General features: G+C 67.2%; 16 protein-coding genes. 12 read left to right on the plus strand and 4 right to left on the minus strand.

Annotation, left to right across the window (positions count from 1 at the left end):
* Positions 1 to 5 precede the first annotated feature (5 nt).
* Positions 6 to 419 carry a VOC family protein gene (locus SLQ33_RS03440; protein ID WP_319452361.1) on the minus strand — a complete coding sequence of 138 codons (414 nt, stop codon included), beginning with the start codon at positions 417 to 419 and terminating at the stop codon, positions 6 to 8.
* A gap of 65 nt (positions 420 to 484) precedes the next feature.
* Positions 485 to 1,252 carry a maleylpyruvate isomerase family mycothiol-dependent enzyme gene (locus SLQ33_RS03445; RefSeq protein WP_319452362.1) on the minus strand — a complete coding sequence of 256 codons (768 nt, stop codon included), beginning with the start codon at positions 1,250 to 1,252 and terminating at the stop codon, positions 485 to 487.
* Between the two features lie 96 nt (positions 1,253 to 1,348).
* Between SLQ33_RS03445 and SLQ33_RS03450 the strand changes: the two genes are divergently transcribed.
* The 6 genes from SLQ33_RS03450 to SLQ33_RS03475 all read left to right on the plus strand — a co-directional run bounded on the left by SLQ33_RS03450 (position 1,349) and on the right by SLQ33_RS03475 (position 9,221).
* A complete protein-coding gene (locus tag SLQ33_RS03450) occupies positions 1,349 to 1,828 on the plus strand; it encodes a nucleoside deaminase (RefSeq protein ID WP_319452363.1) in 480 nt (159 codons plus the stop codon).
* Positions 1,825 to 3,138: an alpha-amylase family protein gene (locus SLQ33_RS03455; protein WP_319452364.1), complete on the plus strand. Its 1,314-nt coding sequence runs from the start codon at positions 1,825 to 1,827 to the stop codon at positions 3,136 to 3,138. Before SLQ33_RS03450 ends, SLQ33_RS03455 begins: the two co-directional genes overlap by 4 nt.
* Before the next feature lie 53 nt (positions 3,139 to 3,191).
* On the plus strand, positions 3,192 to 5,357 hold the full coding sequence (locus SLQ33_RS03460) for an adenylate/guanylate cyclase domain-containing protein (RefSeq protein WP_319452365.1): 2,166 nt from the start codon (positions 3,192 to 3,194) through the stop codon (positions 5,355 to 5,357).
* Positions 5,354 to 6,754 carry a mechanosensitive ion channel domain-containing protein gene (locus tag SLQ33_RS03465; RefSeq protein WP_319452366.1) on the plus strand — a complete coding sequence of 467 codons (1,401 nt, stop codon included), beginning with the start codon at positions 5,354 to 5,356 and terminating at the stop codon, positions 6,752 to 6,754. Before SLQ33_RS03460 ends, SLQ33_RS03465 begins: the two co-directional genes overlap by 4 nt.
* A gap of 7 nt (positions 6,755 to 6,761) precedes the next feature.
* Positions 6,762 to 7,994 carry an alpha-hydroxy acid oxidase gene (locus SLQ33_RS03470; protein ID WP_319452367.1) on the plus strand — a complete coding sequence of 411 codons (1,233 nt, stop codon included), beginning with the start codon at positions 6,762 to 6,764 and terminating at the stop codon, positions 7,992 to 7,994.
* Between the two features lie 231 nt (positions 7,995 to 8,225).
* The gene (locus tag SLQ33_RS03475; protein ID WP_319452368.1) at positions 8,226 to 9,221 is read left to right on the plus strand and encodes an alpha/beta hydrolase family protein; all 996 of its coding nucleotides are present in this window, start codon (positions 8,226 to 8,228) and stop codon (positions 9,219 to 9,221) included.
* Positions 9,222 to 9,289: 68 nt separating this feature from the next.
* On the opposite strand, the gene SLQ33_RS03480 is transcribed toward SLQ33_RS03475, so the two are convergent.
* Positions 9,290 to 10,033: an SDR family oxidoreductase gene (locus SLQ33_RS03480; protein ID WP_319452369.1), complete on the minus strand. Its 744-nt coding sequence runs from the start codon at positions 10,031 to 10,033 to the stop codon at positions 9,290 to 9,292.
* Between the two features lie 87 nt (positions 10,034 to 10,120).
* Here SLQ33_RS03480 and SLQ33_RS03485 point away from each other — a divergent pair, with 87 nt between their 5' ends.
* The 6 genes from SLQ33_RS03485 to SLQ33_RS03510 all read left to right on the plus strand — a co-directional run bounded on the left by SLQ33_RS03485 (position 10,121) and on the right by SLQ33_RS03510 (position 16,255).
* Entirely contained in the window at positions 10,121 to 10,756 is a 636-nt protein-coding gene (locus tag SLQ33_RS03485; protein WP_319452370.1) for a VC0807 family protein, read from the plus strand.
* Between the two features lie 28 nt (positions 10,757 to 10,784).
* Positions 10,785 to 13,151: an endopeptidase La gene (gene lon / locus SLQ33_RS03490; protein ID WP_319452371.1), complete on the plus strand. Its 2,367-nt coding sequence runs from the start codon at positions 10,785 to 10,787 to the stop codon at positions 13,149 to 13,151.
* Between the two features lie 87 nt (positions 13,152 to 13,238).
* A complete protein-coding gene (locus tag SLQ33_RS03495; protein ID WP_319452372.1) occupies positions 13,239 to 14,273 on the plus strand; it encodes an LLM class flavin-dependent oxidoreductase in 1,035 nt (344 codons plus the stop codon).
* Positions 14,274 to 14,277: 4 nt separating this feature from the next.
* Complete coding sequence (locus SLQ33_RS03500; protein WP_319452373.1) at positions 14,278 to 14,667, plus strand: nitroreductase/quinone reductase family protein; 390 nt, start codon at positions 14,278 to 14,280, stop codon at positions 14,665 to 14,667.
* A gap of 2 nt (positions 14,668 to 14,669) precedes the next feature.
* Positions 14,670 to 15,002, plus strand: coding sequence for a TfoX/Sxy family protein (locus tag SLQ33_RS03505; protein WP_319452374.1), 333 nt, complete (start codon positions 14,670 to 14,672; stop codon positions 15,000 to 15,002).
* A 23-nt stretch (positions 15,003 to 15,025) separates the two neighbouring features.
* On the plus strand, positions 15,026 to 16,255 hold the full coding sequence (locus SLQ33_RS03510) for an NAD(P)/FAD-dependent oxidoreductase (protein ID WP_319452375.1): 1,230 nt from the start codon (positions 15,026 to 15,028) through the stop codon (positions 16,253 to 16,255).
* 45 nt (positions 16,256 to 16,300) lie between these two features.
* Here SLQ33_RS03510 and SLQ33_RS03515 read toward each other — a convergent pair whose 3' ends face one another.
* Entirely contained in the window at positions 16,301 to 17,776 is a 1,476-nt protein-coding gene (locus SLQ33_RS03515; protein ID WP_319452376.1) for an acetyl-CoA acetyltransferase, read from the minus strand.

The raw sequence follows: 17,776 nt of genomic DNA on the forward strand, positions 1-17,776 counted from the left end.
TGGCGCTAGCCGGCGGCCTGATGGAGTTCGATCGGATTGCCGTCGGGATCCAGAATCTGGATCTGCTTGCCACCAGGACCCGTTTCGACGTCGTTGCGAAGCGTCGTGCCGGCATCACGCAACCGATCGACAAGGGTCGCAAGGTCATCGACGTAAAGGACGATCCGGTTCCAACCACCAGGCTCCTGGCGGCTACCGTCCGGCATCGTCCGTGACCCTGAGCTTCCGGGTCCGCTGAGGATGAGGCGCAGCGCCCCTCGCGAAACGATGGCAATCGGTCCGTTGCGCTGAGCGAGCGTGAACCCGAGGTGTTCGGTGTAAAAGGCGATCGCCCGATCGATGTCAGCGATCTGGTAGCGGACGACGGCATCCGCGTCGCGGGTTGGCTCCCAGGCGGGGGTGGATCCTTGTTGAGTCATACGCGCCTCCTTGCGTGAGTAACTCCACCTGCCAGGATCCTCGCCTCGGACGCCGATCGCCAGGGTCAGCCGAACGCGACTCGCTCCAGCCAGAAGTCGACGAGGGCGGTGTCGCCGGCGACCGCCAAGGCGCTGACCGGCTTGCGCCGGTAGAGCGCGAGCAGCAGCCCGGTGACGGGGCCGCTCACGGTGGCCGTCGCCGGGTCGGCGCCTCGCCGCCACGAGATTGCGTCGCCGGTGAAGTCGAGTAGCCAGGAGTCGCCGGTGTCGGTGGCGTGCAACGCGATGGTGCGCCCCGGACCGAGCAGTTCGCGCATCCACGGGTGCACCTCGAAGTGAAACGGCATGGCGCCCAACTCAAGCCACTCCTCCACTCCATCGACTGCGACGAAGACGGGCAAGACGTAGTCGACACCGAGGGCGAGCGCCGCGTCGGCACGGTGGATGGCCGTCTCGTGCGCGAACCGGCGCGCGTAGAAGGCACTTCCGCCGCCCGGCACGGGGCACCACATGTGCGCATCGAGACCTGCCTCGCGCAGCGTCGCGGCGAGTTCGGCTGCGCCCGACCGCAGTGCCGCGGCCAGCTCGGAGGGGTCGTCGCCCGTCGCCCCGGAGAGGTCGCGCAGCGCGGTATCGGGCGGCGGCTCCTGCGCCCGCGTCGCAACGATGTCGCGTGCCCAGCGCAGCCCGCCGTCGACGTGCCGGGCCAGCTGCGAGACGTTCCAGCCCGGGCAGGACGCCACGGGCACGGTCACGTCGGCGCCATCGAGGTGATCGGCGAACAACCCAGCCTGCGCCACGATCTCGTTGCAGTGCCGGTCGAAGTCGCTCACCCCGGCAACTCTTCCAGCCAGATGTGAACGGTGTCGAGCCTGCGGCGGTTACTGATCGCGCCTGCCCTCTTCGGGTGGCTGCGTAGACTGCGAACCGTGTCGATCAGCGCGGACGACCTCATCCACCTGCGTCGCTGCGTGGACCTTGCCCGTGAGGCACTACTGGCGGGCGACGAACCCTTCGGCTCGCTTCTGATCGACGGCGACGGGGTCATCCGCTTCGAGGACCGCAACCGCGTCAAGGACGGCGACGCCACGCAGCATCCCGAGTTCGCCATCGCGCGCTGGGCAGTGTCGAACCTGGCGCCCGTCCAGCGTGTTCGCGCCACCGTGTACACCTCCGGCGAGCATTGCCCCATGTGTTCCGCCGCGCACGCCTGGGTGGGGCTGGGGCGCATCGTCTACGCGACGTCGTCCGAACAAATGACTGACTGGCGGACTGAATGGGGTGGCCCGGCCTCACCGGTAGCGTCGTTGCCGATTACGGCGGTCGCACCGGGAATCCCAGTGGACGGACCGGCACCCGAATTCGCCGACGAGATGAAGGCACTGTACGAGGCGAAGTTCCGCCCGTGAGTGCGCCGGACTGGGTTCGGCACGCCATCTGGTGGCAGGTCTACCCACTCGGTTTCGTCGGCGCGTTCCCGGCCGACCCCGCGCCGACGGCTGACGAACACCGGTTGCGCCGAGTCACCGCGTGGCTGGACCATGCGCTGGAACTCGGCGCGTCCGGCGTCGCGCTCGGACCGATCTTCGCCTCACTTCGCCACGGCTACGACACCAGCGATCACTACCGCATCGACCCCCGCCTCGGCGATGACGGTGACTTCGACCGACTCGTCGAGGAGGCGCGCGCCCGCGGGCTGCGCATTCTGCTCGACGGCGTGTTCAACCACGTTGGCACGGACTTCCCTCGCTACCGCGAGGCCGTCGACGGCGGGGACGCATCGTGGTTCCGCCAGGGCGGCAACGGTTTCGAGACGTTCGAAGGGCACGACGGCCTTCCCTCGCTCAACCACGACAACCCGGAGGTGATCGACTACGTCGTCGACGTCATGGCGCACTGGTTGCGTCGCGGCGCCGACGGATGGCGGCTCGATGCGGCCTACGCCGTCTCGCCGCGCTTCTGGCGGAAGGTGCTCCCGCGGGTTCGTCACGAGTTTCCCGAGGCCTGGTTCGTCGGTGAGGTCATCCACGGCGACTACGCGGGCATCGTGAAGGCGACGACGTTCGACTCGGTCACGCAGTACGAGCTGTGGAAGGCGATCTGGAGCAGCCTGAACGACGGGAACTTCCACGAACTCGACCACGCGCTACGACGCCACGACGAGTTCGTGGAGACCTTCGTGCCGTTGACGTTCATCGGGAACCACGACGTCACCCGCATCGCCAGTCAGCTCGACGATCCCCGCCACGTCGAACACGCCCTGGTCGTGCTGTTGACCACGGCGGGTACGCCGAGCGTCTATGCGGGCGACGAGTGGGCATACCGCGGCGTGAAGGAGGAGCGCTTCGGTGGGGACGACGCGGTGCGGCCCGAATTCCCTTTGCGCCCAGATGAGTCCGAGCACCTCGGACACGACGCCTTTCGGCTGCATCAGCACCTCATCGGCCTGCGAAGGCGAAACCCGTGGCTGCACACCGCGCGCACCACTTCACTGCGGTTGACCAACGAGCATTACGTGTACCGCACCTCGGCCGGTGACGACGCGCTGGTCGTTGCACTCAACGTCGCCGATGATGCGCTGGACCTGTCGCTGGACGAGCTCGGCGTCGGCGGCGGACGGGTGGTCGCCGGCTCGAGTCTTCCCGCAGAGGACGTCGTGAACCACGTGCATGTCGCCCCCCACGGTTGGTGCGTCGTCGAAACCAGAGCCGCTCCGTAGGATCTCGCAAGAGGGGACGGTCGGCGAGGTCAGCAAGATAGTCTTGCGAACCGATGACGACGTCGGTGGACCCCGCACCCCTTGACCCGCCCGCGCGCACGAAGCGCGAGCGCCGCCGCGTGCTGTCGCGGGTGAGCATCCAGTCCAAGATCCTGGTGATGCTGCTGTTGACGAGCGTGCTCTCGGCGGCGATCGTGGGCGCCATCGGCTACCAGTCCGGACGCAACTCGTTGCGCACGTCGGCGTTCGAGCGGCTGACCGAGATTCGGCAATCGCAGAGTCGCCAGTTGCAGGCGGGTATCGAGGATCTGAAGAACTCCCTGGTGATCTACTCGCGCGGCTCCACCGCCACCCAGGCCGTCGAGGCCTTCACGGCGGGCTTCGACCAGCTGGGCGCGGCCACCATCAGTCCGGCCCAACAGCAGTCGCTCGTCGACTACTACACGAATCAGTTCGCGAAGGCGGAGAACAACGAGACCGGCGAGCAGGTCGACATCGAGGCGCTGCTCCCCGATTCGCCCGCGCAGCGCTACCTTCAGGCCTACTACACCGCGCCGTTCACGGACTGGGACCAGGCCGTCAAGTTCGACGACGCCAGGGATGGCAGCGCCTGGACGGCCGCCAACGCCAGGTTCAACGACTTCTTCCGGGAGATCGTCACGCGTTTCGAGTTCGAGGACGCATTGCTGCTCGACACCCGGGGCAACGTCGTCTACAGCGCCTACAAGGGACCCGAACTCGGGACCAACGTGTTCACCGGTCCATACAAGGGCGGCCTGCTCACCTCCGCGTATCAGCAGGCGCTCGACTCGAACACCGTTGACTACGTCGGGCTCACCGACTTCGGCGACTACGAGCCTGCCGACGAGCCGACCGCGTGGTTCATGTCGCCGGTCGGGCCGCGGGGCAGAATCGAGGGTGTACTGGCACTTGAGTTTCCGATCTCCAAGATCAACCGGCTCATGACGATGGACCGGCGCTGGGAGGAATCGGGCATGGGCAAGACGGGCGAGACGTTCATCGTCGGGCCCGACGATTTGATGAGGTCGGACTCTCGGTTGTTCCTCGAGGATCCCGAGGCCTACAAGCGCGACGTCGTCGACGCCGGGACGCCACCCGACGTCGCCCAGGAAGCCATCAACCGGGGTGGGACGACGCTGGTCCAGCCGGTGCCGACCGACGCCACCAAGTTCGCCCAACGTGGCCAGCGCGGCACCCTCATCGCGCAGGACTACCTCGGCCATGAGACGTTGCAGGCCTATGCCCCCGCCGACATCCCTGGGCTGCGCTGGAACGTGATCGCCAAGATCGACACGTCGGAGGCGTTCGCGCCGGTGTCGGCGTTCACCAGGACGCTGGTGCTGTCGACGGTGGCGATCATCTTCGTGGTCTGCATCGCCGCGATGCTGCTCGCGCGGCTCTTCGTACGCCCCATCCGCCGCCTCGAGGCGGGCGCCCAACAGATCAGCGCTGGTGACTATGGCACCACGCTGCCGGTGTTGTCGCGTGACGAGTTCGGCGATCTGACAGTCGCTTTCAATGACATGAGCCGAAACCTCGCGATCAAGGAGGACCTGCTCAACGAGCAGCGCCAGGAGAACGACCGGCTGCTGCTTTCGCTGATGCCCGAGCAAGTGGTGGCCCGCTACCGCGAGGGCGAGGAGACCATCGCCCAGGACCACCAGGACGTGACGGTGATCTTCGCCGACATCGTCGGACTCGACGAGCTGTCGGCCGACCTGAACTCCGAGGAGTCGCTGGCCATCGTCAACAGGTTGGTGCGCCAGTTCGACGCCGCTGCCGAGGGCCTCGGCATCGAGCGGGTCCGCACGTTGCGCAACGGCTATCTCGCGAGTTGCGGGCTGAACGTGCCGCGCATTGACAACGTCCGGCGGACGGTCGACTTCGCCGTCGAGATGCAAAGAATCATCGATCGGTACAACGGCGAGGCGGGGCAGGCGCTGAAGCTGCGTGCCGGAATCGACACCGGCAAGGTCAGCAGTGGATTGGTGGGAAGGTCAAGCCTCGCCTACGACATGTGGGGCTCCGCAGTCGATCTCGCCTATCAGGTGCAGAGCGGCTCACCGCAGCCTGGCGTCTACGTCACCTCCCGCGTCTACGACGCGATGCGCGATAGCAGGCAGTTCACTGCCGCGGGCGAGGTGACGGTCGGCGCAGACGCGCAACCGATCTGGCGGCTCGCGGAGCGCCAGCCGTGACTGAGGTCGTCGACTCCAGCTGGTTCTACTGGGCCATCGGCGTCGCCATCGGCCTGCCCATCGGGCTGGTGATCCTCACCGAGGTGCGTGCTGCACTCGCGCGTCGCGGGAGTGCGTTCGCCAAGCCGGTTGGCTTGGTGCGCAACTACATTCTTCCGCTGGCCGCACTGCTGCTGCTCCTCGTCAAGGCCACCGAGGTGTCGGCCGAGGCCACCCCGGTGCGCATCGTCTCCACGGTGCTTGGCTTCGTGGTGCTGGTGCTGGTGCTCTCGGGGTTGAACGCGACGCTGTTCCAGGGAGCTCCGGAAGGCTCCTGGCGCAAGCGGATTCCGTCGATCTTCCTCGACGTGGCCCGATTCCTCGTGATCGCGATGGGCCTGGCGATCATCTTCTCCTACATTTGGGGCGTCAAGGTCGGCGGTCTGTTCACCGCGCTCGGCATCTCGTCGATCGTGCTGGGCCTGACGCTGCAGAACTCCGTGGGCCAGATCATCTCCGGCCTGCTGTTGCTCTTCGAGCAGCCATTTCAGATCGGCGACTGGGTCGACACCCCTTCAGCGCGGGGCCGCGTCGTCGAGGTGAACTGGCGCGCCACCCACATCGACACGGGCAGTGGGCTGCAGATCATTCCGAACTCGGTGCTGGCCGGTGCGTCGTTCGCCAACCTGAGCCGACCAGCCGGCGAGCACTCCATCACCGTGGTGACCGAGTTCGCACAAGGTGATCCGCCCGACGACGTGTGCGGTCTGCTCACGCGGGTGGCGAACACGCTGCCGAACCTGCGCGACGGTGCATTGCCGTCGACGGTGCTGGCAGGCACAGGCCAGTACAAGACGTCGATCCCCCTGCGCTCCCCGGCCGACGACTTCCGTACCAGGGCGACCTTTCTGCGGTGGGTCTGGTACGCCGCGCGGCGCGCAGAGTTGCGCCTCGACGGCCAGGAGGACGACTTCGCCTCGGCCGAGCGGCTGGAGAAGGCGGTGCGGATCGTCGCGCCAACCCTGCGGCTCAACCACACCGACCATCAGCAGATGCAATCCGAGGTCCGGCTCACCCGGTACGGCGCAGACGAGGCGATCCAGTTCCCCGGCCAGGTCCCCAAACGCATGACCTTCATCGTCAACGGGCGCGTCCGGTTGATCGCCAGAGGAGAGGACGGCGCATTGATTCCGGTGCGCACTCTCGACGTGGGCGACTTCCTCGGCTCCACCGCGCTGACCCGTGAGCCCGTCACGACGGGCGCCTATGCGCTCGAAGAGGTGACCGTCGTGCAGATCGAACGCGAGGCCGTCGAGGCACTAGTGGCGCGAAAGCCGCTGCTGCTGCAGGAGATCGGCCGCACCATCGAGGAGCGGCAGAGCGAGGTCCTGCGCGCGCTCGCGGCGGCCGCCGAGTAGGCGTCGGATGAAGCGACGCGTACCCCGACCCCGCGAACTGGCGCCATTGGTGGGGTTCCGCACACCTCGGCTGGACCGCAAGGCGGCTAGGCTCGCCGCGGCGCTCACCATCGAGGACCTCCGCAGGCTGGCCAAGCGGCGCACGCCGAAGGCCGCCTTCGACTACACCGAGGGCGCCGCCGAGGACGAACTTTCGCTCGCGCGCGCACGACAGGCGTTCCGCGACATCGAGTTCCACCCGACGATCCTGCGCGACGTGTCTGTAGTGGACACGTCGCGACAGGTGCTAGGTGGCCGCGTCGAGTGGCCGTTCGCCATTGCCCCGACGGGCTTCACGCGGTTGATGCAGACCGAGGGCGAGCTGGCGGGCGCCCGGGCGGCCGCCAGGGCCGGGATACCGTTTTCGCTGTCGACTTTGGGGACCACGTCCATCGAAGAGGTGGCGGCAGTTAATCCGCACGGCCGCAACTGGTTTCAGCTGTACATGTGGAAGGACCGCGAGCGGTCGATGGCGTTGGTCGAACGCGCGGCCGCGGCAGGCTTCGACACGCTGCTGGTGACCGTCGACGTGCCCGTGGCCGGCGCCCGGCTGCGTGACACGCGCAACGGAATGTCGATACCGCCCAAGCTGACGGCGCGCACCGTCCTGGACGCGATACCCCGCCCGCGCTGGTGGTTCGACCTCTTGACCACGGAGCCACTGTCATTCGCGTCGTTGGACCGCTGGCCGGGCACCGTCGCCGAGTACCTGGACACGATGTTCGACCCGACGGTCACGTTCGAGGACTTGGCCTGGATCAAGTCGCAGTGGCCGAACAAGTTGGTGGTCAAGGGGATTCAGACGCTCGACGACGCGCGGGCCGTCGCCGACCTCGGAGTGGACGGGCTGGTGCTGTCCAACCACGGCGGCAGGCAACTGGACCGAGCGCCCATCCCGTTCCACCTGCTGCCGACGGTCGCGCGTGAGCTCGGCGGAACGTGTGAGATTTTGCTGGACACCGGCATCATGTCCGGCGCGGACATCGTCGCCGCCGTGGCGCTTGGCGCCCGGAGCACGTTGGTGGGGCGCGCCTACCTCTACGGCCTGATGGCTGGCGGCGAGGCTGGCGTCGAACGGGCCATCGCCATACTGTCGGCGCAGGTCAGCCGCACGATGCGGCTGCTCGGGGTAACGAGCTTGGACGAACTGAACGCGCGACACGTAACGCAATTGCGTCGGCTCGGGCCCCGCGACTGGTAGCGCGGGCCGAAGCTCATTGATCACTTCATTCACACTGGTCACAGTCCAAATCGGCGCATCCGGGTCCGGTTAGGTCTCTGCGCCGAGTCGGAATCGTTAGCCAACCGCGATGTCACAAGTCGGCGTTGAAACCCGGGGCGAACCACATCGACGTGATTCACTAGCGCTCGCAAAGCAACGGCGATTGCTTAGAAGCACAGGGACGTAAGGGAAAGGCGGATGGTTGCCGTTATGAAGTTAGTCAGAAAGATTCGCGGTACGTGGTTGCGCCGGCTCGCAGTTGGAGTCGTTGCAGCGCTGACCCTGCCCGGGTTGATCGGCTTCGTCGGGGGTACGGCGACTGCTGGTGCGTTCTCCCGACCGGGACTGCCGGTTGAATACCTCGACGTGTTCTCCCAATCGATGAACCGCAACATTCGGGTGCAGTTCCAGGGCGGCGGCCCGCACGCCGTGTACCTGCTCGACGGCCTGCGCGCGCGGGACGACTACAACGGCTGGGACATCGAAACCCCCGCCTTCGAGTGGTACGCCGATTCGGGCCTGTCGACGGTCATGCCGGTCGGTGGACAGTCGAGCTTCTACACCGACTGGTACCAGCCGTCGCAGGGCAACGGGCAGGACTACACCTACAAGTGGGAAACGTTCCTCACCCAGGAGCTGCCCGCCTCTCTCGAGGCCAACCAAGGCGTTTCGCAGAACGGCAACGCCATCGTCGGCATCTCGATGGCCGGCGGCACGGCGCTGACCTACTCGATCTACTACCCGCAGAAGTTCGTCTACGCGGCGTCGCTGTCGGGCTTCCTCAACCCGTCCGAGGGTTGGTGGCCGATGCTGATCGGGCTCGCGATGAACGACGCGGGCGGCTACAACGCCGAGAGCATGTGGGGTCCGTCAGGCGACCCGGCGTGGAAGCGCAACGACCCGATGGTCAACGTCGGTCAGCTGGTCGCGAACAACACCCGCGTCTGGATCTACTGCGGTACCGGTACGCCGTCGGACCTCGACAGCGGAACCTCGGGCGGTAACCTGATGGCGGCGCAGTTCCTCGAAGGGTTCACGCTGCGGACCAATGTCACCTTCCGCGACAACTACATTGCGGCCGGTGGCACGAACGGCGTGTTCAACTTCCCCACACAGGGAACCCACAGCTGGGGCTACTGGGGTCAACAGCTTCAGATGATGAAGCCTGACATCCAGCGAGTGTTGGGTGCCCAGGCCGTCGCCTAGGCCCTAGCAATCCCGCGAGACCAGGGAGCCTGCCGTTACCCCCCGAACGGCAGGCTCCCTTTCGCGTGTCAGCCCTGAACGGTCGGACGGATGGTCAGGTCGCCGATCTCGACCTCGTGCGGTTGCTCGATGACGAACGCCACGGCACGCGCCACCGACTCCGGCGGGAGCCCGAATTCGTCCATGTTCGAACGGATCTGGGCGCGCAGCGTCGGGTCATCGATCGAACCGTCGAGCTCGGTGCTGACGAAGCCCGGCGAGATTGACGTCGTCCGGATCACGCCGTCGGTGGACTCCTGGCGCAGCGCCTCCATCACCGTGCGCACCGCATTCTTGGTGGCGGCGTAGACGCCCATGTCCGGGACGATCTTCAGGCCCGCGGTCGACACCGTCGTCACGAAGTGGCCGTGCCCCTGACGCCGGAAAACCGGTGTGGCCGCGGCGATTCCGTACAAGACGCCGCGCACGTTGACGTCGATCATCGCCGACCACCCCGCGATGTCGCCGTTGGCCAGCGGTCCGATCTTGCTGATGCCCGCGTTGGAGACCAGCACGTCGAGCCGCCCGAACTCGTCGACGGCGTCGGCGACCAGCCGCTCGACGTCCTGCGGCCGGGTGACGTCGGTGGCCCGTGTCAGGACTCGCGCGCCAGTGCCGCGCAATTCGTCGGCGATGGTCTCGAGGCGTTCAGTGCGGCGTGCACCGAGCACCAGCGCAGCGCCGCGCGCAGCAAGTAGCCGAGCCGTTGCCGCCCCGATCCCGCTGCTGGCTCCGGTGATGGCGACGACCATGCCGTCGATCGGATCTGTCATATGGGCTACGACCACTCGGCGTCGGACACTATTCCGCGGCGGGTCCTTCACAGTGAGTTGTCAGTCTCGGAACATAGCGTCGGCGCGGTGAACGGGGACCGCCCATCCAAACCGTCGGTCCGCCGCGCACTCCTGCCCGTGCTGATCGACATCGCGCCACCCCTGGTCGCCTACTACGGGCTACGGGCCTGCGGGACCTCGGAGTACGTCGCGCTGCTCAGTGCCACCGTGCTCTCCGGTGTCAAGGTGACCTACGACGCCGTCAAGGCGCGCCGGTTGGACCCGTTCGCGGCCTACCTGCTGCTGACGTTTGGGCTTAGCCTGGCCGTCGCGTTCGTCACCACCGACCCGAAACTGATCCTGGCGGGCAACACCATCGTCAACGGCGTCGGGAGTCTGGTCTTCCTTGGCAGCTGTGTCGTCGGCACCCCGTTGACGCAGGTCGTCGCTGAGCGCATCCGGCCCGCGGATGACGTGTCAGAACCCGGTGAGGACGCGTTCGCACGGCGACTGCACGTTCTGCTCTCGGCGATGTGGGGTATCGGTCTGTTCGTCGAGGTGGTGGTGCGCCTGGTGGTCATCTCGCGGGTGTCCGTCGACGTCGCCAACGGTGCGGCCACGGCAATCTCGCTCGTCACGCTGACACTGCTGATGACGGCTACGTTCGTGATCGGGAAGCGCGCGAGGGCGCGCTGGGAACAAAGGAGCACCGCCAAGGGTTGAGCGCATCAGATTCAACTTTGGAGGATTGATGACTGAATCCACTAGTACTTCGGGTGCCGTGCCCGTCCTGTTCTTGAGCGAGCCCATCGTGCTGCCAGGGATGGTCGTGCCGATCGAACTGGACGACGCCGCGCGCGCTGCGGTGGACGCAGCCCAGGCCAGCGAGTCCGGCAAGCTCCTTATCGCGCCTCGGCTCGATGACCGCTACCCCACCTACGGCGTGATCGCGTCGATCGTGCAGGTCGGCCGGGTGCCCGGTGGTGGCGCCGCCGCCGTCGTGCGCGGTGAGCGACGCGCCCACATCGGTTCCGGCACCACCGGACCAGGTGCGGCGCTCTGGGTCTTGGTCGATGAAGTGGCCGAGTCGGATTCCGACGACGACACCAAGGCGCTGGCGGCCGAGTACAAGAAACTGCTGCTGGCGATGCTGCAGCGCCGCGAGGCCTGGCAGATCGTCGACGTGGTGAACAAGATCACCGACCCGGCTGCGCTGGCCGACACGGCCGGCTATGCGTCGTACCTGACCGACGTCCAGAGAAGGCAGCTGCTGGAGACCGAAGACGTCGCCGAGCGACTTCGCGCGCTGATCGACTGGACCAGCGACCTGCTCGCCGAAACCGAGGTCAACGACAAGATCGCCGAGGACGTCCGCTCCGGCATGGAGAAGACGCAGAAGGAGTTCCTGCTGCGCCAGCAGCTGAACGCCATCCGCAAGGAGCTAGGCGAAGGCGAACCGGACGGGTCCGACGACTACCGGGCGCGTGTCGAGGCCGCCGACCTACCCGAAAAGGTGCGCGAAGCCGCACTGCGCGAGGTCGGCAAGCTGGAACGCTCCAGCGAGCAGAGCCCCGAGGGCGGCTGGATCCGCACCTGGTTGGACACCGTGCTCGACCTACCGTGGAACGTCGCCACCGAAGATGCGACGGACCTGAAGTCGGCCCGCGAGATCCTCGACGCCGATCATCACGGCCTCGACGACGTGAAGGATCGCATCGTCGAATACCTGGCCGTGCGGGCGCGACGCGCGCAACGCGGCATGGCGGTCGTCGGCGGACGCGGTTCCGGCGCCGTGATGGTGCTCGCCGGGCCGCCCGGCGTCGGCAAGACGTCGCTCGGCGAGTCCGTGGCACGCGCGCTGGGTCGCAAGTTCGTCCGCGTGGCGCTTGGCGGTGTGCGCGACGAGGCCGAGATCCGTGGCCACCGGCGCACCTACGTGGGCGCGCTGCCTGGCCGGATCGTGCGGGCCATCGGCGAGGCCGGCTCGATGAACCCGGTCGTGCTGCTCGACGAGATCGACAAGGTGGGCTCCGACTACCGCGGCGATCCGAGTGCCGCGCTGCTCGAAGTCCTGGACCCGGCGCAGAACCACACGTTCCGCGACCACTACCTTGACCTGGATCTGGACCTGTCGGACGTGGTGTTCCTGGCGACGGCCAACGTCATGGAGAACATCCCGTCGGCGCTGCTGGACCGCATGGAGCTCGTCACCATCGACGGCTACACCGAGGATGACAAGGTCGCCATCGCCCGCGACTACCTGCTGCCCAGGCAGCGCGACCGGGCCGCGCTGACGGCTGAGGAAGTCACGGTCACCGACGATGCGCTGCGCAAGATCGCCGCGGACTACACCCGCGAACCGGGGGTGCGGCAGTTCGAGCGGCTGCTGGCCAAGGCGATGCGCAAGGCGACGACGAAAATAGCGGAAGCCGATGCTCGATCTGATGTCGCCGCCGGAGCGGCTCCGACGCCGCTGGTGATCGACGAACCCGATCTGGTTGCCTACCTTGGCCGTCCACGCTTCACGCCGGAGTCGGCGGAACGCACCGCGGTGCCGGGTGTGGCGACTGGCTTGGCCGTTACCGGGCTTGGTGGCGATGTGCTCTACATCGAGGCCAACGGCAACGAGGGCGAACCGGGCCTGCAGTTGACCGGTCAACTGGGCGACGTGATGAAGGAGTCCGCGCAGATCGCGCTCTCCTACGTGCGAGCCCACGCCGAGCAACTGGGCGTCGACCCGAAGGCGCTGGACCGCCAGATCCACGTCCACGTGCCCGCGGGTGCCGTGCCCAAGGACGGCCCGTCGGCCGGCGTCACGATGGTGACCGCGTTGGTGTCGATGGCCACCGGACGTCAGGTCCGTGCCGACGTCGGGATGACCGGCGAGGTCACCCTGAACGGACGGGTGCTGCCCATCGGCGGCGTCAAGCAGAAGCTGCTCGCTGCCCAACGCGCCGGATTGACAACGGTTTTCATCCCGCAACGCAACGAGCCCGACCTGGACGACGTCCCGGCGGAGGTGCTCGCGGCGCTGGAGGTGAAGCCGATGACCGACGTGGCCGACATCATCGCGCTGGCACTGGAGCCCGCGGCTCAGGCGGCGACCGTCGCGGCCTGACCCGACAATCGATGCGAACGTGACGCCAGAGTCACCCCGGTACCCGGTGGCGACTCTGGCGTCACGTTGGCGAGAGAGGATGCACTGGTGCCACGACGCGGTGAGCCGTTGCGCAAGTTCGGATTCCTGACCATCGGCCGATTCGACGCCGCGAATCCGAGACCAGGGCTCGAGGAGACACTCCAGGTAATCGAACGGGCCGAGTCGTTGGGCTACGACAGCGTCTGGCTGCGCTGCCGTCACCTGCAGCCGGGTATCTCGTCGCCGGTCGCCATCATGGCGGCCGCCAGCCAGCGCACGTCGCGCATCGAACTCGGCACCGCCGTCATCCCGCTCGGTTTGGAGAACCCGTTCCGGTTGGCGGAAGACCTAGCCACCGTCGACCTGCTGTCGGGCGGGCGGATCAACCCAGGGGTGTCCGTTGGCCCGCCGATGCTCTACGACCACTTCAAGGAAGCGCTCTACCCCAACAGCCATGGCGTCGAGGACTTCTCCAAGGAACGCGTACTTCGGCTGCTGCGGTGTCTCCGCGGCGAACCGGTCAGCGACTTCGAGGGCACCGTTGGCATCGAGCAGTTCACCAACCACGTCCAGCCCCATTCCCCCGGCCTGGCCGACCGGACCTGGTACGGCGGCGGGCGCGAGTCGGCGAGCTGGGCCGCCGAACAGGGCATCAACTACTTGACCAGCTCGGTGGTCAGCATCGAGGGCACCGAGTCGCGAGACTTCGCCACCATCCAGGGCGAGCAGACAGACGCCTACCGAGACGCCTTCGCAGCGCGCCACGACCACCCCGAAAGAGCCCGGGTGTCACAGGGTTTGGTGGTGATCCCCACCGACTCGGCGACGCCCGATCAAGCCCGCCGATACCGCGAATACGCGGCGAGCCGGTTCGAACGGACCAAGTCGCCGCAGGGGCCCAGGGGCATGCTGTTCTCCCCCGACTACGTCGGCACGTCCGACGAGCTGGCCGACCAACTGTTCGCGCACGCCGGTTTTCAGCGCGCCAGCGAAGTGGCGTTTGCGTTGCCGTTCACGTTCGGCGAGGACGACTACAAACAGATCATCAGCGACCTTGCCGAGAAGCTCGGGCCTAGACTGGGATGGACCCCGGGAGGGTGACGCCATGACGGATTTCAAGGCCATCAAGAGGCGAGTCGTACACACCGTGCAGCGGCTCGTGGTCAACCCGGTGGGCAGGAAACTGCCGGTGACGATGCTCGAGACCACCGGACGCAAGTCCGGTCAGCCCCGCCACACCGCGGTCGGTGGACGCGTCGTCGACGACCAGTTCTGGATGGTCTCCGAGCACGGCGCGCATTCGCACTACGTGCTCAACATCAAGGCCAACCCGGCCGTGCGGCTCCGCATCGACGGCCAGTGGCGCACCGGTACGGCACACCTGTTGCCCGACGACGATGCCGTCGCTCGTTTGAGCGCACTGCCGGCCATGAACAGCGCCGTGGTCAAGCTCATGGGCAGCGAGCTGCTCACCATCAGGATCGAGCTCGACTGACCGTGGCCTACGACGAGGACCTCGCCAACCGCATCCGGGAGCTGCTGGGCAGCGAACGCGGTGTCGACGAGAAGCGAATGTTCGGCGGCCTGGCCTTTCTCGTCAACGGCAACATGTCGGTGGCCGCCAGCGGGCGGGGCGGCCTGATGGTGCGCGTACCGCCCGACGACACGGAGGAATTGCTCACCCGCGACCACGTCGAACCCATGGTGATGGCGGGCCGTGAGACTCGCGGGTGGTTGCGGGTCGCGACCGACGGGGTCAAGACGAAACGCCAGCTGCGGTCGTGGGTGGTCCGCGGTCTCGACTACGCCAAGAGCCTGCCGCCCAAGTAGTCGCGCGAGTACGCTGATTCGACATGACAGAGTCGTCTGTATTCGTCATCGTCGGCGGCGGACTCGCCGGAGCAAAGGCCGCGGAAGCATTGCGCGACAAAGACTTTGACGGTGAAATAGTGCTGTTCGCCGCCGAGGAGCATCTGCCCTACGAGCGGCCACCGCTGTCCAAGGAGTATCTGGCGGGAAAGAAGACGCTCGACGACTTCACCGTCGATCAGTCCTCCTGGTATCGCGACCATCACGTCGAGTTGAGGCTCGGCACGATGGTGTCGTCGATCGACCCCGGCGCCCACACCGTGACGCTGCCCGACGGCAGCGCGGTGCGCTACGACAAGCTGTTGCTGGCCACCGGCTCGCAGCCGCGCCGGCCACCCATTCCCGGTGCGGACGCCGACGGCGTGTACTACCTGCGGACCATCGACGACGCCGCCGCGCTGAATGCGGTGTTGGTGGCGGGATCTTCGTTGGCGGTCGTCGGCGGCGGATGGATCGGCCTGGAGGTCGCCGCAGGCGCTCGCGAGCGCGGCGTCCACGTCACCGTGGTGGAAATGGCCCGGCTGCCGTTGCAAACCGCCCTCGGTGCGGAGGCCGCCGAGGTGTTCGCCACGCTGCACCGCGAGCACGGCGTCGACCTACGGCTCGGCGCGACCGTCGAGGAGATCACCAACGCAGCCGGCACGGCCACCGGTCTCCGGCTCGGCGACGGATCCACGATCGAGGCCGACGCGGTGCTCATCGCCGTCGGAGCGGCGCCCAACATCGCGCTTGCCGACCACGCCGGGCTGGCGATGGGCCACGGCGGCGTGCTGGTCGATTCGTCGCTACGCACCAGCGACCCGGACATCTTCGCGGTTGGGGACATCGCCGCCGCCGAGCACCCGCTGTTCGGGGTCCGCATCCGCACCGAGCATTGGGCGAATGCGCTCAAACAACCCGCGGTGGCCGTAGCCGGCATGCTCGGCTCCCCCGGCGAATACGACGAGCTGCCCTACTTCTTCACCGATCAGTACGACCTCGGGATGGAGTACGTCGGGCACGCCCCCGAGTACGACAGGGCGGTGTTCCGCGGCCACGTCGACCAGCGCGAGTTCACCGTGTTTTGGCTCGACCGCGACAGCCGGGTGCTCGCGGGCATGAACGTCAACGTCTGGGAAGGCCTCGACGACATCAAGAACCTGATTCGCGCGCGGAAGCCAGTGAACGTCGGTCGGCTGGCGGACGCCAACGTAGCGCTAACCGACCTGGGCTAGCCTGCGGATCGTCAGCGCTACTGCAGCGTGGCCGTACCGTCCGCGCTACTGCAGCGTGGCCGTACCGTCCGCGTGTACTTGCACCTTCGCTCCCGCGATGTCCTCTCGGACCGTGGCGTCGGCGTCGGAGGGTTCGGCTATAACGGCGAGCGTTCGGGCGTCGTCGGGAGTGCGCACGGCGAGGAATGCCTTCTCCGCGGCACCGTCCCGGTTGAACGGCGTCGTCCACGACTCGACGATGCCGACGCCGGACCACTCGACGAGGGCGGCGCGGGTCGGTTCGGCGTCGACGGTCGATTGCACGTCTTCCCAACGGAATTCGTGGCCAGATGGCTCGGTGCCGTAGATGCCGAAACTGTGCTTGGTCAAGTAACCGCCGTTGGCCGTGATGAGGCCGAGCTCACCCGGCGTCGACACCAGCTGCTCCGCCATCGTGGCAATGGAGTGCGACACGTAGTTGTTCCAGGGTCCGCCGGCGAAGGTCAGCCCACCGGTCACGGTCAGTGGTCGCTGGGGGTCGCCGCACGGCAGCCCCAGTTCGTTGGCGGCGACCTGTACCGCTGACGGGAAGCACGAGTAGACGTCGATCAGCGCGACGTCGTCGATGCCCTTGGCCGCAAGCTCCAGTGCGCGGCGGCCGGCGATCCGGATGGCCGGTGATCGATGGAACTCGGCGCGCTCGCTGATCGCGTACGTGTCGTGCGCGTCGGTACCGGCGTACGGGAATACCCAACGGTCGGTGGGAATCTGGAGATGGGTGGCCTTCTCGGCCGACATCAGTACCAGCGCGGCGCCCTGATCGACCATGTTGTTGGAGTTCATCAACTTGGTGTACGGCCAGCTGATCATCCGGTTGTTCGGCCCGGGCTGCGAGATCTCGTCGGCGGATGTCGGATTCCGATTCCATGCGTGTGGATTCCGTTGCGCCACAGCGCTGAACTGCGCCCAGAGCTCGCCGATGCGCCGCTGGTGAGCGGCGGGTGCCTCCCCCGCCGCGATCCGCGCCGCCTGCTCGAACATCGGGTACACATAGGCGGGCCGGTCCAGGTGGATGCGGATCTCGGCTGGGCCTGCCATCGGGACACCGTCGTCGGATCCGGGTGCGATCGGCACGGAGTCATCCTGCTTGGTCCACGCGAGCGTGCCCCCGCGGGCCCGCACGCGGGTTCGGGTGCGCCAGGTTTCGGCACCGGCGATCAGCACGGCGTCAGCACGACCGTGCTGGATGTCCAGACAGGCCTGGTTGACCAACGACTGCGGCACGTTTCCGCCGACGCCCGTATACCGGGTCTCGGCATTGGCGGCGCGGATTCGTTGGGCCAGAAGCAGTCCGGCATCGCGGTACCGCCAGGACAGCAGGTTGACGATGCGCACGGAGTCCACGGCCTCCAGCACCCGGGGATCGGCGGCCTCGCGGGCCGCGGCGACCATCAGGTCGACCGGCTCGGTCTCGGGGTGCTCATCGTGCTGATTCACCTGGCCGTAGCCGACCAGCACCGGCGTTCTGGGATCGATGGGCAT

It is taken from the genome of Mycobacterium sp. RTGN6 (assembly GCF_033804605.1).
GTDB lineage: Bacteria > Actinomycetota > Actinomycetes > Mycobacteriales > Mycobacteriaceae > Mycobacterium.